We start from the raw sequence: 22,081 nt of genomic DNA on the forward strand, positions 1-22,081 counted from the left end.
CACTCACAGGCAAGTCCATTTGGTGAGAAAGGAATCTCAAAAATGAAGATCGCAGTGATTGGCGGCGACGGCATCGGCACCGAAGTCATGGCTGAAGGCCTGAAGGTGCTTGCCGCGGTGCGCGACGACGTGGAAACCACCGACTACGACCTCGGTGCGCGCCGCTACCTGCGCAACGGCGAGCTGCTCACCGACGCCGACCTGGACAGCCTGAAGGAGCACGACGCGATCCTGCTCGGCGCGATCGGCGACCCAGCGAACGTGCCTGCGGGCGTGCTCGAACGCGGCTTGCTGCTGCCGCTGCGCTTCAAGCTGGATCACTACGTCAACCTGCGCCCCTCGCGCTTGTACCCGACGTCGACGAGCCCGCTGTCCAACCCCGGCGAGATCGATTTCGTGGTCGTGCGCGAGGGCACCGAGGGCCTGTATGCGGGTAACGGCGGAACGCTGCGCCAGGGCACGGTGCACGAGGTCGCTTCCGAAGTCAGCCAGAACACCTACTTCGGCGCCGAGCGCGTGGTGCGCTACGCCTTCGAGCTGGCGATGACGCGCCGCAAGAAGCTTACGCTCGTGCACAAGACCAACGTGCTGGTCAACGCCGGTGGCCTGTGGAAGCGCGTCGTTGACGAGCTGTCGCAGGAGTTCCCTGAGGTGGAGGTGGACTACAACCACATCGACGCCGCGACGATCTACATGGTCGACGACCCGGCCCGCTACGACGTGATCGTCACCGACAACCTCTTCGGCGACATCCTCACCGACCTCGCCGGCGCGGTCACCGGCGGCGTGGGCCAGGCCTGCTCCGGCAACATCAACGCCGTGGGCGAGTTCCCCTCCATGTTCGAGCCGGTGCACGGCTCCGCGCCGGACATCGCCGGCCAGGGGATCGCCGATCCGACCGCGATGATCCTGTCGGTGGCCATGATGCTGCGCTTCCTTGGCGACGAGGACAACGCCGCGCGCATCGAGCAGGCAGTCGAGGCCGACGTCGCCGCGCGTGGCGACGGCCCGGTATCCACGACCGAGGTCGGCGACCGAATCGCCGCCGCGCTGAAGTAGCCGCTTTCATGCGCATGCCCCGCCAAGCGCGGGGCATTTCGCGTTTTAAGGAAGCCACAACACCCAGCGCCGGTGGCGGGGCCGTAGAATTGTGAAAATCATGTGACCGTAGAGAAAGGGGCCCGTCAGTATGCGATTGCACACCTCCCGCGCCAGGGTCGTCAGCGCCTGCGCGCTGATCGCCGCACTCGTGATGACCGTGCTCGGCCTTACCGGCGCGTTCCAGCAGGTGTCGGGCTCCCCGGAGGCCGCTGGCGAGGGAGAGCGGCTCGCCACCGACGGTTCTGAGGTGATCGCGGACGCAGACGGCACCGGCGTGGAGGTCTCCAAGCTGCTTTTCGACGCCGCCGGCACGGTCGTGGTGGCGGGCCCGAAGCGCGAGGACCAGCTCCGCGCCGCAGCCATCGCAGTCGAGAAAGGCGTCCCGCTGCTGACGCGGTGGCCGAACACGGATGCGGCCGTCGACGAGGAAATCACGCGCCTGGGCGCCAACACCGTGATAGAGGTGCCCAGCGACGACGCCGAGGTAAACGAGGCCGAGCCGGTGGACAGCCACGCGCCTGAGAATGATGCCGCGGCGATCGCCGCGCTCGACACACCGAATGCACAAGACCGGCAGCTTCCGCCGATGCTCGCGAGCCCGCAGACCTCGCGGGCAGCGGCGGCGACAGCGCGTGCGGCAGGTGCCGAGATTGAGGTGGTTGCGGCACCGGATCCGCGGGCGACGTCGACAAGCATGCGCACCGTGGCAGAGCAGGACACGCTCGCGCTCGGCAGGCAGTGGGGCACGACCGAGGACTTCCACTCGCGCATCGAGCTGGCAGGCAACGGCGAGCTGCCCGGCGGTGGCGGGCTGGTCTTCCCGGGCCGACGCATGATCGCGCTGTACGGACACGCGTTTGCGCCCGAGCTGGGCGTGATGGGCGAGCAGCCGCCGGCGGAGGCCGCGGCGCTGGCGAAGGAGTACGCGGAGAAGTACCAGCCGCTTGCCGACGAACCGGTGATCCCCGCCTTCGAGATCATCGTGACGGTGGCGTCGAACTCGCCGGGCGAGGACGGGGACTACTCCAACGAGGCAGACCCGGCTGCGGTCGTGCCGTACATCGACGCCATCACCGAGGCGGGCGGCTACGCGGTGATCGACCTGCAGCCGGGCCAGGGCGACTTCCTGCACCAAGTCAGGCTGTACGAAGAGTTACTCAAACGCCCCAACGTTGGCCTTGCGCTGGATGCGGAGTGGAAGCTCAACCCGGGCGAGGAGCCGCTCTCGCGCGTCGGTTCCGCGACCGCGGAGGAGATCAACGTGGTGGCCGACTGGCTCGCCGAGTTTACCCGCGAGCACAACCTGCCCCAGAAGGCGTTCGTGCTGCACCAGTTCCAGCTCGGGATGTTCCCAGACCGCGAGAATATCCGCACCGACCACGACGAGCTGGCCTATATCCTGCACGCGGACGGGCACGGCACACCGGGGCAGAAGTTTGAGACCTGGGACCTGCTGCGCAAGGACCTCGACCCGGGCTTCTACATGGCGTGGAAGAACTTCATCGATGAGGACGAGCCGACGTTTAGCCCGGAGCAAACTTTCAACGACGTCAGCCCGCGACCCTGGTTTGTGAGCTACCAGTAAAACCGCCACATTTGTGTGTGATCTCACGCTAATGTTGGGGCATGAGCGTCGAACTTGAAGAGGTCAGCGGCTTCCTCGCCCAGCACGAGCCTTTCTCGCACCTGCCCGAGGATGAGCTTGCCGCGTTGCCCGCGCAGATGGGCATTACCTACGTGCGCCGCGGCACCACTGTTGTGGGCCTCGGCGAACCGAACGACACGCTGCACATCATCCGCTCCGGGGCCATCGACATTGTCGCCGAGGACGGTCTGCTGCTCGACCGGCGCGATGCGGGAAAGAATTTCGGCTACTCCACGCTTGTCGGCGACCGTGAGTCGCAGTACACCATGACCGCGGTGGAGGACTGCGTGCTGCTGTTGCTTCCGCGCGAGACGTTTATGCAACTTTTGGACGCGCACCCGGACCTGGAGCGCTTCTTCCAGACTGCGTCGCGTCGAGTAGCGGCGGCGGCTAAAGAAGTACGCGATTCGGGCTCGGCGCAGGTGCTGCGCACTCGGCTTTCGGAACTCATCCGCGACCGCGAGTTGCGCACCATCGAACCTACAACCCCGATCGCGGAGGCGGCGGCCACGATGGATCGCCACCGGGTGACCTGCCTGATCGTTGAGGCGGGGGAAGGGGAGCCGGGGATCCTCACGGATCGCGACCTGCGCTCGCGCGTAGTGGCTCGGCGTGTGGACCCGGACAGGCCGGTGGCCGAGATCATGACTTCTCCGGTGCGCTCGATCGCGGCTTCCGCGCTTGTCTTCGAGGCGATGCTGCTCATGGGCGAGGCGGGCATCCACCACCTGCCGGTGGAAGGCGAGCACGGCATCGAAGGTGTCGTGACTTCCTCCGACATCATGCGCCTTCTGCAAGCCGACCCGATCTATCTGGCAGCGGACGTGGAGCGCGCGAGCTACGAGGAGCTCGAGGGCGCGTACGAGCGGGCGGCCCAGGTGGCGATGCGCTTCTACGAGCGCGGTGCGTCGGCCACCGAGTCGCAGCGGATCCTCACCTCGATCGCGGACGGGATCGCGCGGCGCCTGTGTGACCTGGCCATCGAGAAGCTTGGGCCCCCGCCGGTGCCCTTCGCGTTCGTCGCGGTTGGCTCCCAGGCGCGCAGGGAGATGGGGCCCGCCTCGGATCAGGACAACGCGCTGGTGCTGGGCAACGCCTTCGACCCGGCGGCGCACGGCGCGTACTTCGCCGAGCTGGGCCGCTTCGTCTGCGAGGGGCTCGGACACGCCGGTCAGGCGCTGTGCCCCGGCGACATGATGGCCGCCAACGACGCCTGGCGCATGACGCAGACGCAGTGGGAGCGCACCTTCCACGGTTGGGTCACCGCCCCCGATCCGGACGCGCTGCTGCACGCGCAGGTGTTCTTCGACTTCCGTACCATCTTCGCCTCCGACGCCGCGGCCGAGGCCGCTGCCCGCGAGGTGCACGACGCGGCGCTTGCCTCCGCCCGCGGCTCGCGCCGACTGCACACGCACCTGGCCGCGCTGGCGACGTTCCGCGAACCGCCGATTGGGTTCTTCCGCGGCCTAGTCGTCGAGCGCAGCGGCGAGTACGCCTCCACCCTGGACATCAAGCGCGGCGGGACCGCGGCGGTGGTGCAGATGGCGCGGCTGTACTCGATCGTTTCGGGGGTGGATGAGGTAGATACGGTGGCGCGTATTTTGGCGTCGAGAAGCGAGCCGGGCGCGATCATCTCGACGAAGGGCGCGGAGGACCTGCTGGGTGCCTACGAGTACCTGGCTGACCTGGTGATGAAGCACCAGGCGAGGCAGCTGCGCGCTGGCGAGCGGCCGGACTACCACATCGACCCGAAGCAGCTGAGCGAGCGCGACCGGGCGGCGCTGCGCGACAGTTTCCGCGTGATCAAGTCGCTGCAGAACGCGCTGGCGAACAAGTACCCGGTACAGGCGGTGTGAGATGTTCTTCGGGACGCGCGCGAAGCGCAGGCAGCTTATCGACGGCGCGCTGCTGGCCGTCGACGTCGAAACCACCGGCCTCAAACCCGGACGCGATGCCTTGGTCGCCGTGGGGTGGGTGCCGGTCAACGGCGAAGTGATCGACCTGGCCGGGGCGGAGTATCACGTGCTGGCCGGGGCGCAGGTGGGAGATTCGGCAACGATCCATGGCATTACTGACGATGAGGTGGCGGCGCGTGGCGAAGCCCCGGAAGCAGTGTGGGAGGCCTTCTCGCGCGCCATCGAAGGGCGGCAGCTGCTCGCGCACTTTGCGCAGATGGAGACGGGGTTCCTCGGGCAGTTGAGCGCGCAGGTGCGCGGGAAGCGCTGGGCGCTGCATGATTCCGAGGTAATTGACACGATGACGATGGAGCGACGTCACATGGAGCGCATGGGCACCTATCCGCGCGGCGAAGATCTCCGGCTGCCGCGGGTGCGCCAGCGTTACGGGCTGCCGCGATACACCAACCACGGGGCGCTCACAGACGCGATTGCGTGTGCTGAGCTTTACCTTGCCCTGGTCAGTGAGTGATGTGTCACTTCCCGATACGTTTCGGTATGCTCTTGCCTATGCGTTTTGGACGAATTGCAACACCTGAAGGGATGACGTTCGCCGTCATCGACGAAGCGGGGGAGGTAGCCAAGGCAATCGCCGGCACACCGTATACCGACCCCGAGTACACCGGAAAAGAGTACAAGCTGGAAGACGTGCGCCTGCTCGCGCCGACGCTGCCCAGCAAGATCGTGGCGGTGGGCCGCAACTATGCGGACCACGTCGCCGAGGTGTTCAAAGAGTCGGCAGAGCACCTGCCGCCGACCATCTTTATCAAGCCGCCAACAGCCGTTGTTGGCCCGGGCGCGCCGATTCGTATCCCGGACTTCGCCACCGGCGTGGAGTTTGAGGGCGAGCTTGCCGTGGTCATCGGCGTGCCGTGCAAGAACGTCAAGGCGAAGGACTGGAAGTCGGTGGTCCGCGGAGTGACCATCATCAACGACGTGTCCTCCCGCGACCTGCAGTTTTCCGACGGCCAGTGGGCGCGCGCCAAGGGCATTGACACCTTCGCCCCGCTCGGGCCCTGGATCGAGACGGACCTGGATAAGTTCGACTTCTCCGACCTGCCGATCAAGGCACACCTCACCCACGACGGGAAAACCGAGACGAAGCAGGACTCCAACTCCAAGCAGATGATCATGAACATCGGCGAGATGATCGAGTGGGTCACCCAGTCCTTCACCCTGCTGCCGGGCGACGTGATGGCCACCGGTTCGCCTGCTGGTACCGCCGAGATGGTGCCGGGTGACTTCATTGAGGTGGAAATCCCGGGCATCGGCAGCCTGGGCAACCCGGTCGCTCGGGCCTAAACCGGCCCGAGTATCAAAGACCAAGCGCGCGCATGATGGTGCGCAGCTTGGCGCTGGTCTCGTCCAGCTCCGCCTGGGGGTCGGAGCCGAGGACGAGGCCGCCGCCCGCCCAGGTGCGGGCGCTTGTGCCGGAGGCATCGACCTCGGCGCAGCGGATCGCCACCATGTACTCGCCGTCGCCGTTGTTTTCGGTGTAGCCGACCGCGCCAGCGTAGAAGCCGCGGTCGGTTTCCGCGGTGGTGATCAGCGCCTCGGCGGCCTCGGGCGGCGTGCCGCAGACGGCCGGGGTGGGGTAGAGCCGCAGCGCGAGGTCGAGCGCGGTGGGCGCGGGGTCCTTGAGCTCGCCGCGGATGGGGGTGGCCAGGTGCCACATCTCGCTGGTCTTTTCAATCTGGGGGCGCTCCGGAATTTCCAGGCGGGTGCACAGCGGGGCGAGGATGCCGCGGATGTGCTCGACGACGTAGGCGTGCTCGTCGAGATCCTTCGCCGAATTGTAGAGCGCTTTGGCTGCGGCCTCGTCGGCTTCGCGGTCGTGCGGGATGCGCGCGGCAGAACCCGCCAGCGGGTGCGAAGCAACCTCCATGCCGCGCCGCTTGACCAGCACCTCAGGTGAGGAGCCGACGAAGAAGTTGCCGGGGCGGCCGGCTGGGGTCAGATCGGCGATGAAGCCGTCGCGGGTGAAGGAGAGGTCGATAAGCCGCGCCGCGACGAGGCGCGGGTCAACTGGCGGATCGAAGGCGATGTCCACCGCGCGGGCGAGGACCACCTTGTCCAGTTTGGAGGCCTCGATCGTGCCGAGCGCTGCCTCGATTCTGCGAAGGTGCTCCTGGGGAGCGGGGTCGTAACTGGTCACGGAAGCGGAGAGGCGTGAGCCGGGTCCGACGCGGTAGTACGGGTGCGGCTCGAGCGTGCCGGATTCGCGCACGATGGTCTCCGGCACCGTGAGCGCGGCGGGGCAGTTTTGGTCGAAGGGCAGCGCGCCGACGACCATGTCGACCTCGCCGGCCTCGATTGCGTCGATGGCGGCGAAGGCATCGGAAAACTGGCGCACCGAGCCCTGCGTGCGCACGGAGCCGTGGGCGCGGGACAGTAGGAAGTCCGGGGCGCTTGCGGGGCGTCTGTGATCAGGGGTCGGCGAGTTGTGCGCGGGGGTCTGCGGCATAAGGGGAGACTTTAGCAACCGCGAAATATACAGCAACTGTGGGGCAGTTTTATGCGAAATGCCAGCGGCCTGTAAGGAGGGGTAATGTGACAGGAGTGAAAATTGTGAAAACTCTTGCCGGTGGCCTTGTTGCCCTGCTGTTGGCCACTCAGGCCACCCCGGCTGCTGCTCAAGATCTGTCCTCAACGCTCGATGGGCAGGTCAACGCAGCGATGGAGAGCGCGAACAACGCCGTCGCCGACGCCACGCGCAACGCGAATGCGGAGTGGAACAAGTTCGTCCGGATGGCCAACGAGTCATTGCCACCCGGGTCCTCGCTGCCGCATAACCCGGTCCCCGAGCCAGCGCCGGTGCCGAAGGTGCCGGGTGGCAGCGGGTGGGCACCGCAGGCAAAAGCCCCGATTGCCCCGGGCCGCAACGGAGAGATTGTCGGAGCGGGCCGCAGCTACCTCGTGTGGGTGCCTGCCAACTACAACCCGGCCCGCCCGACGCCAGTGATGGTGGGCTACTCCGCGTACCAGGACTCCACGGAGAATTTCCGCAACTACTCGCGGTTGCGTGAGTCCGCCGTGGGGCAAAACGCCATCATCGTGTACCCGCGCGCCATCGGGGCGTCGTGGGAGGGTTCGCCGACGGCGGTGACTCGCCCGGGCCAGGATATCCGCTTCGTTCGCGCAATGATCGACGATGTGCAGCGCTACTACAACATCGACCGCCGCCGCATTTACGCCACCGGCATGTCCACCGGTGGCGGGATGGCAGCGGTCTCGGCCTGCCACATGGCCGACCTCTTCGCTGGTGTGGCGGGTGTCTCTGGCGCCTACTATGCGCCGGTCAACCGCGGCTGCCAGCCAATCCCGGTCGCCTTTATGGCGGTCCACGGCACGGGGGACACACTCACGCCCTACCACGGCACGGTCCGGCGAGGGGAGCGCGTGCTGCCGGTGCCGGCGATGTTCGCGTCCTACGAGCGCCGTAACCGCTGCGCAGGCGGCGTCGACCGCGCCCCGGTCGGGCCGAACGCCACCCGCGTGTCCGGGCGCGGCTGCGCCAAGGGTGTGCAGGTGATCCAGGTGCACGGCTCGAACCACTACTGGTGGTACTCGCCGTCCGCCGCAGATGAGCTGTGGTGGTTCCTTTCGCGGTACGCGAAGTAGGGGAGGCGGTGGGCGTCGAAAAGCGACTGCCCGCACGTAGGGGCTACTATTTACCCCATGACTGAATCTGCAATGCGAGTACGTTTTTGCCCATCGCCCACTGGCACCCCGCACGTCGGGATGGTGCGCACCGCCCTGTTTAACTGGGCGCAGGCGCGGCACAGCGGCGGCACGTTTGTCTTCCGTATCGAGGACACTGACGCCGCCCGCGACTCCGAGGAGTCCTACCAGGCCATCATCGAGTCGCTTGAGTGGCTCGGCCTGACCTGGGACGAGGGGATCAACGTGGGCGGCCCGCACGAGCCGTACCGCCAGTCGCAGCGCATGGACATCTACAAGGAAGTCCTAGACAAGCTGATTGAGGCCGGCGAGGTCTACCCGGCGTACTCCACCAACGAGGAAGTGCAGGAGCGCCATAAGGCCGCCGGGCGCGACCCGCAGCTGGGCTACGACAACTTCGACCGCGACCTCACCCAGGAGCAGATCGACGCATTCGAGGCAGAGGGCCGCAAGCCCGTGTGGCGCCTGCGCATGCCGGATCAGGACTGGACCTGGAACGACCTCGTGCGTGGCGAGGTGACCTTCAAGTCGGAGACGCAGCCGGACTTCGTGGTCGCCCGCTCCAACGGGGCCCCGCTGTACACCCTGGTCAACCCGGTCGACGACGCGCTGATGGGCATCACCCACGTCCTGCGCGGGGAGGATCTGCTTTCCTCCACCCCGCGCCAGATCGCGCTCTACGCGGCACTGCAGCGCATTGGCGTCACCGACTTCACGCCGGAGTTTGCCCACCTGCCGTTTGTGATGGGGCAGGGCAACAAGAAGCTGTCCAAGCGCGACCCGGAATCGAACCTGTTTAACCATCGCGATGCCGGCATCATCCCGGAGGGCATGATCAACTACCTCGCGCTTCTGGGCTGGTCGCTGTCCGCGGACCAGGACATCTTCTCTGTCGACGAGTTTGTCAAGGCCTTCGACGTTTCAGACGTGCTTGGCAACCCCGCGCGCTTCGACCAGAAGAAGCTCGAGGCGATCAACGCGGATCATATCCGCCTGCTCGAGCCCGAGGACTTCCGCGATCGCCTGCGCGCCTATCTCACCGAGTACACCGATTTCCCGGCCGATTACCCGGCGGAGAAGTTCGCCCTGGCCGCCGAGCTGGTGCAGACCCGCATCAAGATGCTTGGCGACGCCTATGGGCTCCTCAAGTTCCTCGTCACCCCAGATTCCGAGCTCGAGCTCAACGAGAAGGCCGCCCGCAAGAACCTCAAGGAGGATGCGGTCGAGGCGCTCGATGAGGGTATTGCGGCGCTTGAGGCCATCGACGAGTCTGAATGGGCCACCGATGCCATCGACGCCGCGCTCAACGAGGCACTCATCCAGAAACTCGAGCTGAAACCGCGTAAGGCCTTCGGTGCCCTGCGCGTCGGCGTCTCCGGCGAGCAGGTCTCCCCGCCGCTGTTCGAGTCCATGGAGCTCCTGGGCAAGGAGTCCACGCTCACGCGCCTGCGTGCCGCCCGCGCGGTCACGCCTTACGCAGCTGAGTAAGGTTTTCGCTTCTCGCTCGCTTCTCGACGCCCGCGTGCCCGCCCGGCACGCGGGCGTCGTCGTATTTGAGCACACTTACAACGGCGTCATTTTAACGCCTAAAAAGCGGCGATACGCAGGCGATTTGGTATGTATTGTACCTTCTGGTTATAGTAATCATCGTTGTTCAGAGCGAGCAAGGAAAAACTTCACAAAGAGTTTACTCCGGTAAGCACTGAAAAACGATGGCCTATGGTGTAATTGGCAACACAACGGTTTCTGGTACCGTCATTCTTGGTTCGAGTCCAGGTAGGCCAGCAACAGAACTTCACAAAAGTTGTTCTGTGTCCTAATGCCCCGTTCGTCTAGCGGCCTAGGACGCCGCCCTCTCACGGCGGTAACACGGGTTCAAATCCCGTACGGGGTACAACATACCGAGGCGGTCGGCTGAAAAGCTGGCCGCCTCGGTTCTTCGTGTGTCTGGGGTGGCGGGGTGCGCTGTTTGTGGCTGTTATGTCTATAGAGTTTTTGGACACGGAGTCTAATGACTTATTGGACACGGAATCCATGGAGTTCTTGGACACTTTCTAGCGGATCATTCTCGTGGTCTGTGCTGCGGTCACAAGCAGGACAGTTACGGGGTGCTTCGCCGTGCTTGATCGTGCTTCGTTGCCTCGGCAAGGTGAGGTTGGCTCACCGGCCGTGCGGCCCGTGGCGTACCGCTGCCGGAGGCTGCGCACTGAAGAGCTCTCGCCGCCAGGGGCTGTGTAGATCATCTCGGGGCTGTCGGCGGCGACCAGGGCTTAAAGCACGTGCTCCTTGAGTCTTAGGGTGGTCTGCCGTCGGCGGCTATACACGCACCGCTGCTCCCGCGTAGTTGGCCTTGGACTTTCATCCGCGCTTCTGAACGACGCCATCGGAGTGATGGCTTTGTCGACATTAGGGGACTCGAGGGCAACCAGCTCGCGGCGTTTTTCTATAGCGAAAACCATTCAGCCTTTCCGCTACTGGGAATGTCCAAAATGCCCTTAGACATCCCGTCCAAAAAGTCGTTGGACTCCTTGTCCAAAAAGCCCTTAGACATGACATGCGCTGTTTGTGGCGTGGCCAAATGGAGCTAGCTCCGTTTAGGAGATCGGTCAAGTGGCGACCTGGGGTTTTGCTGGCGGGGCGTGGCCAAATGGAGCTAGCTCCATTTAGCACGACGTTGCTATGTCGGACATTCCTTCCCCAGGCAACCAGTCTGGGCTGCGGCCCTAGAACCATTGGACACATATTGCGTGGTCCTAATTGACAATTTTGGGTAATAAAACGTGTACATTTTGGGTAATTCAACGTGTGCAATTTGGGTAATAGAATGTGTACAATCTGGGTAACATTCCGTTCTACCTGGCGTTACTCTACAATCCCGTGCTACGGTTTGAGCATGGATGAGGCCACAGATTCAACGAAATATGTGAGGAGGGAGATAGATACCCTCCTTGACGAGGTCATGCCGTACTTTCCTGCGATTGCGCTGGAAGGTGCAAAGGGCGTGGGGAAGACCCAAACGGCGTTGCAGCGTGCTGAGCATGTGCTTCAGTTGGACTCCCCGGGGATGAGTGACTTGCTTGCGGCTGATCCTTCGATCGTGCACTCGCGGCAGGGCAGTGTGCTCATTGATGAGTGGCAGAAATACCCACCGGTATGGGATATCGTCCGTCGGGCGGTGGACGCGGGGGCACCGGCTGGGTCTTTTCTTCTGACAGGAAGTGCGTACCCGCCACATGGGGCCGGAATCCATTCTGGGGCCGGAAGGATCGATGCAGTACGGATGCGCCCATTCGCAATGCAGGAGCGTTCGTTGGCACGTACCAAGGTGCGTATCGCGGATATCTTTCATGGAATGCAAAGCAACGTTGAAGCGGAAGAGGTTGCTGTCGGTGTGACGGATTATGCCGAGGAGATTTGTCGCTCGGGGTTTCCCGGCATCATGGAGCTTCCGCCGCGGCTGCGGACGATGCGCCTGAATTCTTACGTCGAGCGTCTTGCAACGCACGAGTTCGAAGAACTGGGGCAGCGTATTCGTGATCCGCAGTCTGTGATCCGTTGGCTCTCCGCGTATGCTGCCGGCTCATCGCGGACAGACAGCTATCAGTCGATCCTTGATCGCGCGACACCCGGTGAGGCTGACAAGCCCGCGAGGAAAACGACGCAGGGCTATCGTCGTCTCTTGGAGCAGTTGATGATCCTCGAGCCGCTTCCCGCATGGGAGCCACTGCAGGCTGGATTTCCTCCGCTGATCCGTTCGCCTAAGCACCACCTGTGTGATCCAGGCCTGGCCGCAACACTGCTCGGTGCGACGCCGGCTTCTCTGATCTCGGGGGATCCAGCGCAAAGCGAGTTGTTTGCCCAGCTTTTCGAGTCTTTCGTGCTTTTGAGTGCTCGCGTCGCAGCAGAGACCTTTGGCGCGAAAACGTGGCACTTGCGTGCGCGGAGGGGCGAGCGTGAATTGGACATCCTCGTCGAGGACATGGAGAAGCGGATACTCGGGATCGAGGTAAAGGTTTCGCCGGAGGTCCGTGACGATGACGTGGCGCACCTGCACTGGTTGAGAGTTCAGTTGGGGCCGAAGTGGGCTGGCGGCATGGTGGTGCATGCCGGTAGCCACCTGTACCGGCGCGCTGACGGAATCTGGGTCGTCCCCTTGGCTGCGTTGGGCTAGTGGCACTGCTTTCGTGCTGCGAAGCGCCTATGCTTTTGCTACGGTCAGGTGCGATAAAAACCGGCCCCCAGCGGGCGCTTGAGCCATGCCGCCGTTTTACCGAGAAGGACTCCCCATGGAAACCTCCGCACAACGCGGTAACGCCGCCGAAGTGTTCGCCGCGTTTCTCAAACTCGGCTGCACGTCTTTCGGCGGCCCGGTCGCGCACCTTGGTTTCTTCCGCGAGGAGTTCGTCGCTCGCCGCAGGTGGCTCAGCGACGCCGAGTACGCCGACCTCGTCGCCCTGTGCCAATTCCTCCCCGGTCCGGCCTCCAGCCAGGTTGGTATGGCGCTCGGGCTGCGCCGGGCTGGCATGCTGGGGTTGGTAGCGGCGTGGGTGGCGTTTACGGCACCGTCGGCAATCGCCCTGGTCTGCTTCGCGCTCGGCGTGAGCAAACTCGGCAACGTCGCAGACGCTGGCTGGCTCATCGGCATGAAAGCCGCGGCGGTCGCCGTGGTGGCGCACGCGCTGATCGGGATGGCGACGTCGCTGGTCGCGGACAAGTGGCGCGCGCTCATCGCGGTGGTTGCGATGGTGCTGGTGCTGCTTGTGCCGAGCCCGCTCATCCAGGTCGCTGCGATCCTTGTCGGCGCGGCGGCCGGCTACACACTGCTGCGCGAAGCCGCCCCCGCGAACGAGCCCACGTCGGCGCCGCCCCTCCCAAAGAGCACTGGAATCACGAGCCTGGCCATCTTTTTCGGGTTGCTGCTCGCGTTGCCGATCATCGCCCGTGGCAGCGACGTGGGGCTCATGCTTATCGACGGCTTCTACCGCGCCGGTGCCCTCGTCTTCGGCGGCGGACACGTCGTCCTGCCGCTGCTGGAGCAAGCCGTGGTGCCGACAAGATTGGTGAGCGCCGACGTCTTCCTTGCCGGCTACGGCGCAGCCCAGGCGGTGCCCGGCCCGCTGTTTACGTTCGCGTCCTTCCTCGGCGCGAGCGCGACCGGCATCCACTGGGCGCTGGGCGCGGTGCTCGCCACGGTGGCGATCTTCCTGCCCGCGGCCCTGCTCGTCGTCGGTGCAATGCCGTTTTGGGACGCGCTACGCGCGCATCCGGCGAGCCGGAGCGTGCTGGCCGGTGCCAACGCGGCAGTCGTAGGCATCCTCGCCGCCGCGCTGTACACACCAGTCTTCACCGCCGGTATCGCGGGGCCGGCAACGATGGCGCTCGCGGCTGTGGCTTTTGTTGCTCTGCGCTCGTGGAAGGTACCTGCCTGGGCCGTGGTCATCGCTGCGGCGGCAGTGGGACTCGTTGCGCTGTAAGCCACCCCATACCAGTGTGATGGGCCACACGTTGTATCGTGCGCTGTTACGTTTCGACGGGGTAGAACCAGTGGCCGATTTGCGCAAGGGTCTTCCGCGCTGGTCTGTCCCCGTCTAGGGTGAGACGTAGCAGGTCAGACGCCCTCCCCGCACAATAGAACGCAAGGGGAGCAGAGCCGAAGACACGCTGGAAGTGAAGCGTCGACAGGAAGGAGACCGGATGACAGCAAGTGATACTGAGCATCACGACGGTGCCTCCGGCGCGGGCAATACGCCATACGCGGCATAGCCATAATCCGACTTCCAAATCGCAAGGGATGCGAGAAGCGGAGCTTCCGGCGAAACGGTTCGCGTAAGGAGCTGCACCACCAGCAATAGGCTGGACGCGACGAAAGAAAGGCGCACCTTAAGAGGGTGCGCCTTTTAGCATGTAGAAGACATTAAAAAATGTGCTCTACGCTGGTGATTTGTGCGTTTAATGTGACACCCTCTATTGTTTTAAAAGTCGCAAGGAAAGCGAACGCGCCCCGTTCGTCTAGTGGCCTAGGACGCCGCCCTCTCACGGCGGTAACACGGGTTCAAATCCCGTACGGGGTACCACATGAAGTGGCCGGCATCAGCAAAGATGCTGGCCACTTTTGCTTTATCCGGTCACCACCACTTCGCGTCGGCGCTATCAAACGGCAGGTTCCACCGCTTCGCCATTTGCGCGAACACTGCCCGCTCCTGCGCACCCGAGAGATCGACGGTGAGTGCGCCCTGGTCGATCGACTTGCCGTAGGGGACCATGTACAGTGCCCAGCCGTTGTTGTGCGACTTAAGTGACAAAATGTGTGCTTTTCTCGGCGTGTCGACTTAAGTGACAAAATGTGTGCTTTTTCAGGGGGCCGGGATGGGGGGTAGGGGTGTTGTGCTGGGGTTATGAGCGTCCTGCCCAGCCGTGTCGGATGGCCCAGGAGGGGTTGAAGTCGGTGTCGATGCCGGTGTCGTAGACTTTCGGCCGGCCGTCGGGTGAGTTGGCTTGGTCGCGTTCACGCATGTGTGCCTGGCGGGCGTGTGCGTAGCCTGCGTGGCCGAAGTCTTGCTCGATTGCTAGCGCCAGCGGGTCATCGTGGTGTTGGGTGTGCAGGTAGAGCCACCAGTCCATGATGATTCGTTGGTGTTCGTCAAATGCGCCGCGGTGGGCTCGGGCAAGGTGTTTCAGCTGTGCGTTCACGCCGCCTTCCAGGCTGTTTGTGGTGGTCTTCAACTCGGTTGTGGTGCGGTGTGGTGGGTTGAGCCAGACGAAGAGGTGGCCTTGTTGGTAGAGGCGCTCGAACCGGCGGTAGGCTCTGCGGGCTCTGGGATGGGTGTACCACCATTGCTGGTTGTCGCGGATGCGTTTTGGGATCTCCTCTGGGGCGACTTGGTTGCGGTAGGTGCGGTCTTTGAGCCAGTCACCGTAGAGGTCATGGAAGCGGTTGAGGCGAAGTGCCCAGTCAATTGCCTGATCGCGGGTGGTGATGTGGGTCAGCTGGTTGCCGAGGCGAAGCAGTGCTTTGTGGGCGGTAAGTGTTGGTTGGCGTGTGGTGTCTTTGATGGTGTCGCGGCGTACGTGGACGAGGCAGCGTTGGATAGCAGCGTTTGGCCAGCATTGTTTGATGGCTTTGTGGGCGCCACCGGAGCCGTCTGTAGTCACGACTAGGGGTTCGGCGATCAGGTCGAAGAGTTTGGCGTAGTCGTAGGCGGTTTCTCGTGTGCACCAGTGCCAGGCGACGACGTGCTCGCTGGTTGCAGCGACAAGCAGGCATTTCTTGTGGAAGTAGGTCCCGTCGATAAAGAGCTGGTCGTAGACGCGGTACGGGTCTGGTTTGCACGGGACAATGATGAACCAGAAGTAGGTGAACCAGCGGATCAGTGTGCGCCTGGAGACGTTGTGTGCAGCAGCTACAGCGTCGAGGGGGCGTTGGCCGGTGATCCAATCGATGAAGACGGAAAACCGATATGCGCTGGTCTTGGCCGTGTTGGGGTTGGTGAAGGTGTGCCCGCAGTGTGTGCAGCGCCATCGCTGTGTTCCGCTGGAGGTGGTGCCCATTTTTGTGGCGGTGTGCTCGCATGCCGGGCATAGGGGCCTGTTGTGTTTTCTCTTTCTGTGTTGAGTTGGCATGCAGCTGGTTTAACAGCCTGCTGCCATAGCACATCCAACGCCTGAAGTGGTGGACCTTCCGGTCTACGGCCGGGAATCCCGATTCAACGAGCACTGTCCCGCCGTAGGCCCAGGCAGGACCGGGAATCCATATCCAAAAAAGCACACATTATGTCGCTTAACCCTGTTGTGCTCGGGGTCGACGCGAGCGGCCTCGGCGCTTTCCACCACGAGGAAGTCCTTTTCTCGGGGCCCTCGGGCGGGTACTTCAGTGTCGTAGCAGAAAGTGAATTTCTGCTCCGGCAGGGGCATCCATTCGCCGTTCGGGTTAAGCAGCAGACACAACGCGGAATAGTTGTACACGTGGAGATCCTCGTCGCCCTTGCTGTACGCCCGCCCGTGTTTGATCAGGTCACCGATCAGGACTGGGTAGAGGCGCAACCAACCGTTATTCCATGCCTCCTGGACGCGGTTTCGGCGCCGGATCTCCCGTATCCCGCGGTAGGCCATAAACCCGGCTGCGGCGTAGAACAGCAGGGCCATACACAAGAAGATGAAGGTGACGTGGAACAAACTGGGGTCAAACCCGGAAAGCGCCGCGTTGCCGATGAGCACGAGGCCTATAGGGAAGATAACGGTGATCAGGATCAGCTGCGTGCGCCGGATCAGCGTGGGTCGGCCCTCTCGCTGAATGAGCTCGGCGATGCCGCTAGTATCTTGCGCTGGGTTTTCCCTCCCCACGGGGACGCTTTGGAGGGCGTTGCGGAGCCGGGTGTAGTCGGCGTCGTAAAAGGGGAGCCTGGCGGGGGTGAAGTCTTCCCGGTTGATCATGTGGCCCAGGGTACGTCGATCAATGGCAGGTGTCAGTACTTTTCCCACCAACGCTCGTCTGCGTCGTGTCCCGGCAGCTGCCACGTGCGTGCGATATGGGAAAAGATGCGCGCCTCATCTTCCCCGGACAGATTCACGGCGACCGCGCCCTGGTCGACGGGCTCGCCGTAGGGAGCCAAGTACAGAACCCAACCGTTGTTGTGTTGCGGGTCGACGGCAGGAGCCGCGCCGGATTCGGCGATGCGCAACTCATGCGGACCAGCATTGCGGTTGAGCCTGAGCAATTGCTCCTTTACCGGTATCCATTCGCCTTTGGGACTCAGTACGAGCGCTGGTGCGGTGCATGTGGCGCGCTGGCCTTTGGCAATGTGTTTCGCCGCGGTGTCCCCCTTCGGTACGAGGTCACCGATGAGCGCTGGAGCCACGCGCAGCCAGCCGTTTGCCCACGCCTGCTGGATTCGCTGCCGACGCCTACGCTCCCGGTACACGTACGAGCCCCGGCCAAAGACCATCATGAGTACCACCACGATCGTGAAGAAGGTATTGCCCGAGACCATTTGGGCAACAACCACAAAACCGGCCATAAAGAGGTAGGCGGGTATGGATTGCGGCTCGGGCTGGAACAGGCCCTTCTGGATGGGCAGGGAGATCCGTTCGCGCTGAATGAGCTCAGCAACGCCGGTGGGGTCACGCTGCGGATTGGGTGTCGCCACAGGTGCGTCCTGGATGGCCAGGGTGAGGCGCGTGTAATCCGTGTCGTAGATAGGCAGCCTGGAGGCGGTGAGGTCGTCCCGGTTGATCATGCGGCCCAGGGTACGTGCTCGACGCACACGGCGGCCGCCGGTTGTCACACTTGGTCAACCGGCGGCCGGAGTCTTGGCTAGATGTTGAAGTAGTCGCGGACCTGCTGCACAAGCTGCGGGTGCAGGTAGGTGAGTGCGCCCGCGATCACGGCGAGCAGTGCTGCGAGCACGCCCAGAACCGTGAAGATGATGCCCGCGGTGCTGCTGCCGGCCTGCTTGGTATCGACGGACGGTTCCTGCGCCGTCGTGGTCTTGGTGATGGTGGTCGACCCCTCGACCGTTGAGGCGTTCGTCAAGGTCTTCTCCACCGTGGTGGGCACCGTCTTGGTCACCTCGACCTCCTTCGTGGTCGGGGAAGTCTGCGTGGACGTCGAGGTCACCACAGTGTCCTCGACCGTGGTGACGGTGGAGGTGACGGTCTTCTCAGAAGACACCGTGGTGGTGATGACCTCGGGCTCCGACTTTGTGGTCTCGGTTGCAGTCGCGGTGGTCGTCACGGTTGCGGTGCCCGCATCCGAAGGCTTCGTAGGCTCCGCAGACGTGGTTGCAGTCGGCGTTTCCTCAGGAGTCGTGGTCGGCTCCTCCTCCGGTACCTCTGCGTTCTTCTTCTGCAGCGTGACCTGATCCACCACGTACGGGGTGTTGATGTTGTAGGTCGTCAGCTTGAGTGCCTCTGGGCTGACCTCGACGCTGGTGTAGTCCGGGTTGTAGTCCTGGCGCCAGCGGGCGGTGGAGTCGTGCGCAAGGTCTGCCGCGTACTCCTCGCGAATGCGTGGGTGCGTGTTGCCGTCCTTGTCCTGGAAGTCATAGTACTTGCCGCCGGTAGCGGTGGTGGAGGTGACGTAGAGGACCTGGTTCTCGTCCGGGATGAGCACGTCGCCGGCCTTTGCGGCACCTTCGGGGATGACAGGCTCGGCACCCTCCATAAGGTGGCTGCGGGTGTAGATGTGGTCGTGGCCGCTCAAGACCAGGTCCACGCCAGCGTCGGAAAGCTTCGGGGTGAGCTCTTCGCGCAGGCGCACCACGTCGTCGTCGGTGTAGTGGGTGCCCTGCGAGAACGGCGCGTGGTGGAAGCCAACGATGACCCAGTCCGCCTCTGCTCCGTGCTCGTCGATGGCGTTTTGGACGAACTCGGCGTGCTGTGCGATCTCATCGGACTTGGAGGCGTTGCTGTCCAGGCCGATGAAGAGCACGTTGTTGTAGGTGAAGAAGTAGTTGCCCGAGTCGTTTTCCTCGTTGGGCAGGTAGAACGCGTCGTTGAAGTGGCGCTTGGCGGTGTAGGTTTCGTGGTTGCCGCGCAGGACGCCAAGGCGGTAGCTGCGCAGCTTCTCCGGGGCGGTAAACGCCTTGGTCTGCGCGGTGGCGGAGCCCCAGCCTTCAATCTGGTCGCCCAAGTGCATGATGAAGGAGGCATCCGGGTGCTCGGAAGTCGCGGTGTTTACGGCCTTATCCCAAGCAGCGGCCTGCTCTTTCACCTTGGTGTCAACGCCGATCTGCGCATCGGCGAAGGCGAGGAAGTTCCAGCTATCGTCACCCGAGTCGGTGGTGAAGGTGTACTCGTCGGTCCAGCCGGCGCGGTCGCTGCCCACGCGGTAGGCGTACTCGGTATCCGGCTCAAGGCCGGTCATCAGTGCCTCGTGTGGGCCGCGCTCGGACTCCACCCGCTGCTTATCGTCGGGCGAAGAGGTCTTCCAGTACTCAAGGTACTGGGCACCTGTGCGGGAGGTCTGCCAGGCAACGTTCGCCTGCGTCTCGTCGGCACCAATGCCGAAGGTGAGACGGTCGATCTTGTCGGTGGCAGCCCGCGCGGTGGGGACCGCAACCGTGGAGGCGGACAGGGCTGCGGTCAGCATGATGGCGACAGCAGGGCGCAGCAGGCGATTCGGACGGCGGGAAGTACGCATAAAGGTCATGGTTTGCTACCTAACCTGAGCGTTTTTAACAGCCGGTTACATGCAAAGTGCCCGAAAGCTGAATACAAGGTGAACTTTTGCCAACATCAGGCTGTTCGCCTTGCAGGTGCCCGACCGCTGGTTGAAAGTAAGCGACATGAACTCAGAAATCCGTGTGAATCGTCGTGTCGTGCTGCAAGCTGCCGCCGCCTCCGCGGCTGCCGTAGCGGTGGGTGCTGGGGGAGCCTACGCAGCCCGTACCTCCACCGTGTCCACTCCGGAAACACCTACGCAGGCTGAACAGTGGGACCTGCCGTTCCTCCATGGCGTTGCCTCCGGCGACCCGCTGCCGGATCGGGTGATCCTCTGGACGCGCGTGACGCCCTCGCGCGATGCGCTGCCTGGCTCGGGCCTGGGTGAGGACGTCGAGCTGGAGTGGCAGCTCGATACCTCGGAGGACTTTAAAAACCCGCAGACCGGCACGGTTGTGGCCATCGCGTCAGCGGACCACACCGTGCACGTGGACCCGACTGGGCTTTCGCCGGACACGGAGTACTTCTACCGCTTCATCGTGCAAAGCGGCGAGCACGCGGGCGCGACGTCGCCGGTGGGACGCACGCTGACCGCGCCCGCGGAGGATGCCGAGATTGACCAGCTCAACCTCGCCATCGCCTCGTGCGCGAACTGGGAGTCCGGGTTCTTCAACGCCTACGGCGACATGGCGCAGCGGGCGCGCAACCGCGAGATTGACCACGTGGTGTTCTTGGGCGATTACATCTACGAGTACCCGACTGGCGAGTACGCGGGCAAGAGCGGCGTGGCTCGCATGCACCACCCGGAGTGGGAGATCACCACGCTCGAGGACTACCGCCAGCGCTACGGCCGCTACCGTACGGATCTGCACCTGCAGGCCGCGCACGGCGCGTGCCCGTGGATTGTGGTGTGGGATGACCACGAGATTGCCAACAATAACTGGCGAGATGGTGCGGAGAATCATACGGATGGTCGCGTTGAGGGGGAGTGGGCGCAGCGTCGAGAAGCGGCGATGCAGGCCTACTTTGAGTGGCTGCCGGTGCGCGCCGAGTCGCTGTCCGGAGAGCGCCGCCTCTACCGCCGCTTCAACTTCGGCACGCTCGCGCAGCTGACGGTGATGGACCTGCGCACCTACCGCGACGCTGAGACGACCGGCTCCCAATTCAATGACCCGGACCGCACCATGCTGGGCTCCGAGCAATTCAACTGGCTGACCGAGCAGCTGAAAAACTCCACGGCGCGGTGGGACGTGCTGGGCAACTCGGTGATGATCTCCCCGATGCGCTTTGCCACAATCGCCGGCAACGATAAGGCGAACGAGGCCATCGGCTACATCCGGGAGCGCTCCACCGGCATCGCGGTCAACTCTGACCAGTGGGACGGCTACGCCGCGGAGCGCGACCGACTACTCACCGTGTTGGACGAGCAGAACTCCAACCCGCTTTTCCTCACCGGCGACATCCACTCCGAGTGGGCCAACTCAATTTCTGCAACCTACGGCGAGATCGGTTGTGAGATGGTAACCACCTCGATCTCTGCGCCGAACGTGGATGAGATCCTCACCAGCGCGTTTGGCACCTACCACCCGGAGGACAACTCGACCTCGCTGCTGGTGGAGAAGGTTATCCGCGACAACAACCCGTGGGTTAACCACATCGACTTCGACGCGCACGGCTACGGCATCGCCAGCATCCACCACGACTTTGTTGACATGTGCTACTACCGCGTCTCCGATGTGGAGGACCCGGAAGCCACTGTCGCCCTCGGCGAAAAGCGCCAGTGGCGCATCGGCGAGGGCTTCGTTGATGCTTAGCGACGCCTACAGCGCCGCCTCCAAACGACTCCGCGCAGCCAGCAGCGCCTCGCCCCACTTGCCGGCGGGGCTGGGGGAGAGCCTTTCTGCCGGTCCGGAGACGGAAAGCACGGCGATGACGCTGCCGTCGCGGTCGCGGACCGCGGTGGAGACGGAGGCGAGCCCGATTTCGCGCTCGGCGACCGATTCTGCCAGGCCGGTTTCGCGGACTTTGCGGAGTTCGGAGGCGGGGAATGGCGTGGCGTCGATAAGTGAGAAGGCGGCGTAGACGCGCGCGGCGGAACCCGCGGCGAGGGAGAGTTGCGAGCCCACGGGCACGGTGTAGGTCAGGCCGGCGGTCGGCTCTTCGGCGGCGATGCACGTGCGGGTCTCGCCGGTGAGCTCGTAAAGCTGCACGGCCTCGCCGGTGGTGGCGACGAGGTCGCGCATGATGGGGGAGGCGGCGCTGAGCAGCAGCGGGGACGTGCCCGAGGTGAAGCTGGCGAGCGCGGGTCCGATGGTCCACGCGCCCGATTCGGTGCGCGAGAGGATGTGGTGGACCTCGAGTGCTGTGGCGATGCGGTGGGTGGTTGCGCGCGGCAGGCCGGTTTCCTCGCTGAGCTGTGCGAGTGGCTTTTCCCCGCGGGCGACGGCGCGCACGATCGCAACCGAGCGGTCAAGCACTTTGATGCCGGAGTCTTCGCTATACTGTCTCACGTAATGGATAATACCATCTCGCATTCTGGGAA

At 63.9% G+C, this 22,081-nt stretch carries 17 protein-coding genes and 3 tRNA genes; 13 read left to right on the forward strand and 7 right to left on the reverse strand.

Annotated features, from left to right (window positions below):
- Positions 1 to 42 precede the first annotated feature (42 nt).
- The 5 genes from CIMIT_RS05205 to CIMIT_RS05225 all read left to right on the forward strand — a co-directional run bounded on the left by CIMIT_RS05205 (position 43) and on the right by CIMIT_RS05225 (position 6,003).
- Positions 43 to 1,059 carry a 3-isopropylmalate dehydrogenase gene (locus tag CIMIT_RS05205; RefSeq protein ID WP_038590132.1) on the forward strand — a complete coding sequence of 339 codons (1,017 nt, stop codon included), beginning with the start codon at positions 43 to 45 and terminating at the stop codon, positions 1,057 to 1,059.
- Between the two features lie 130 nt (positions 1,060 to 1,189).
- Positions 1,190 to 2,686 carry a hypothetical protein gene (locus tag CIMIT_RS05210; protein WP_038590135.1) on the forward strand — a complete coding sequence of 499 codons (1,497 nt, stop codon included), beginning with the start codon at positions 1,190 to 1,192 and terminating at the stop codon, positions 2,684 to 2,686.
- A 41-nt stretch (positions 2,687 to 2,727) separates the two neighbouring features.
- Entirely contained in the window at positions 2,728 to 4,602 is a 1,875-nt protein-coding gene (locus CIMIT_RS05215; protein WP_038590138.1) for a DUF294 nucleotidyltransferase-like domain-containing protein, read from the forward strand.
- 1 nt (position 4,603) lies between these two features.
- Positions 4,604 to 5,173: a 3'-5' exonuclease gene (locus tag CIMIT_RS05220; RefSeq protein WP_038590141.1), complete on the forward strand. Its 570-nt coding sequence runs from the start codon at positions 4,604 to 4,606 to the stop codon at positions 5,171 to 5,173.
- 38 nt (positions 5,174 to 5,211) lie between these two features.
- A complete protein-coding gene (locus tag CIMIT_RS05225; RefSeq protein WP_038590145.1) occupies positions 5,212 to 6,003 on the forward strand; it encodes a fumarylacetoacetate hydrolase family protein in 792 nt (263 codons plus the stop codon).
- A 13-nt stretch (positions 6,004 to 6,016) separates the two neighbouring features.
- Here CIMIT_RS05225 and CIMIT_RS05230 read toward each other — a convergent pair whose 3' ends face one another.
- Positions 6,017 to 7,165 carry an isochorismate synthase gene (locus CIMIT_RS05230; RefSeq protein ID WP_038590150.1) on the reverse strand — a complete coding sequence of 383 codons (1,149 nt, stop codon included), beginning with the start codon at positions 7,163 to 7,165 and terminating at the stop codon, positions 6,017 to 6,019.
- Between the two features lie 86 nt (positions 7,166 to 7,251).
- Between CIMIT_RS05230 and CIMIT_RS05235 the strand changes: the two genes are divergently transcribed.
- The 7 genes from CIMIT_RS05235 to CIMIT_RS05265 all read left to right on the forward strand — a co-directional run bounded on the left by CIMIT_RS05235 (position 7,252) and on the right by CIMIT_RS05265 (position 14,456).
- The gene (locus tag CIMIT_RS05235; RefSeq protein WP_144311815.1) at positions 7,252 to 8,322 is read left to right on the forward strand and encodes a CE1 family esterase; all 1,071 of its coding nucleotides are present in this window, start codon (positions 7,252 to 7,254) and stop codon (positions 8,320 to 8,322) included.
- A gap of 57 nt (positions 8,323 to 8,379) precedes the next feature.
- Positions 8,380 to 9,870: a glutamate--tRNA ligase gene (gene gltX / locus CIMIT_RS05240; RefSeq protein WP_084674271.1), complete on the forward strand. Its 1,491-nt coding sequence runs from the start codon at positions 8,380 to 8,382 to the stop codon at positions 9,868 to 9,870.
- Positions 9,871 to 10,095: 225 nt separating this feature from the next.
- A tRNA-Gln gene (locus tag CIMIT_RS05245) sits at positions 10,096 to 10,167 on the forward strand.
- Between the two features lie 36 nt (positions 10,168 to 10,203).
- Positions 10,204 to 10,276 (forward strand) — tRNA-Glu (locus CIMIT_RS05250).
- 999 nt (positions 10,277 to 11,275) lie between these two features.
- A complete protein-coding gene (locus CIMIT_RS05255) occupies positions 11,276 to 12,553 on the forward strand; it encodes an ATP-binding protein (RefSeq protein WP_038590156.1) in 1,278 nt (425 codons plus the stop codon).
- A gap of 115 nt (positions 12,554 to 12,668) precedes the next feature.
- Complete coding sequence (gene chrA, locus CIMIT_RS05260; protein ID WP_038590159.1) at positions 12,669 to 13,856, forward strand: chromate efflux transporter; 1,188 nt, start codon at positions 12,669 to 12,671, stop codon at positions 13,854 to 13,856.
- A gap of 524 nt (positions 13,857 to 14,380) precedes the next feature.
- Positions 14,381 to 14,456, forward strand: a tRNA-Glu gene (locus CIMIT_RS05265).
- A gap of 51 nt (positions 14,457 to 14,507) precedes the next feature.
- Here the strand turns inward: CIMIT_RS05265 and CIMIT_RS12695 are convergent.
- The 5 genes from CIMIT_RS12695 to CIMIT_RS12115 form a co-directional block, all read right to left on the reverse strand.
- Complete coding sequence (locus CIMIT_RS12695) at positions 14,508 to 14,684, reverse strand: hypothetical protein (RefSeq protein WP_157727800.1); 177 nt, start codon at positions 14,682 to 14,684, stop codon at positions 14,508 to 14,510.
- A 91-nt stretch (positions 14,685 to 14,775) separates the two neighbouring features.
- Complete coding sequence (locus tag CIMIT_RS05270) at positions 14,776 to 16,002, reverse strand: IS1249 family transposase (RefSeq protein WP_084674229.1); 1,227 nt, start codon at positions 16,000 to 16,002, stop codon at positions 14,776 to 14,778.
- 63 nt (positions 16,003 to 16,065) lie between these two features.
- Positions 16,066 to 16,812: a hypothetical protein gene (locus CIMIT_RS05275; protein WP_038590163.1), complete on the reverse strand. Its 747-nt coding sequence runs from the start codon at positions 16,810 to 16,812 to the stop codon at positions 16,066 to 16,068.
- Positions 16,813 to 16,844: 32 nt separating this feature from the next.
- A complete protein-coding gene (locus CIMIT_RS05280) occupies positions 16,845 to 17,615 on the reverse strand; it encodes a hypothetical protein (RefSeq protein WP_038590166.1) in 771 nt (256 codons plus the stop codon).
- Between the two features lie 77 nt (positions 17,616 to 17,692).
- On the reverse strand, positions 17,693 to 19,519 hold the full coding sequence (locus CIMIT_RS12115; protein ID WP_158407425.1) for a purple acid phosphatase family protein: 1,827 nt from the start codon (positions 19,517 to 19,519) through the stop codon (positions 17,693 to 17,695).
- 145 nt (positions 19,520 to 19,664) lie between these two features.
- Here CIMIT_RS12115 and CIMIT_RS05290 point away from each other — a divergent pair, with 145 nt between their 5' ends.
- Complete coding sequence (locus CIMIT_RS05290) at positions 19,665 to 21,353, forward strand: alkaline phosphatase D family protein (RefSeq protein ID WP_038590169.1); 1,689 nt, start codon at positions 19,665 to 19,667, stop codon at positions 21,351 to 21,353.
- 6 nt (positions 21,354 to 21,359) lie between these two features.
- Here the strand turns inward: CIMIT_RS05290 and CIMIT_RS05295 are convergent, their stop codons facing one another.
- Positions 21,360 to 22,073, reverse strand: a complete 714-nt coding sequence (locus CIMIT_RS05295) for an IclR family transcriptional regulator (RefSeq protein ID WP_038590172.1) — start codon at positions 22,071 to 22,073, stop codon at positions 21,360 to 21,362.
- Between the last annotated feature and the right edge of the window lie 8 nt (positions 22,074 to 22,081).

The sequence above is a fragment of the Corynebacterium imitans genome (genome assembly GCF_000739455.1).
Classification (GTDB): domain Bacteria; phylum Actinomycetota; class Actinomycetes; order Mycobacteriales; family Mycobacteriaceae; genus Corynebacterium; species Corynebacterium imitans.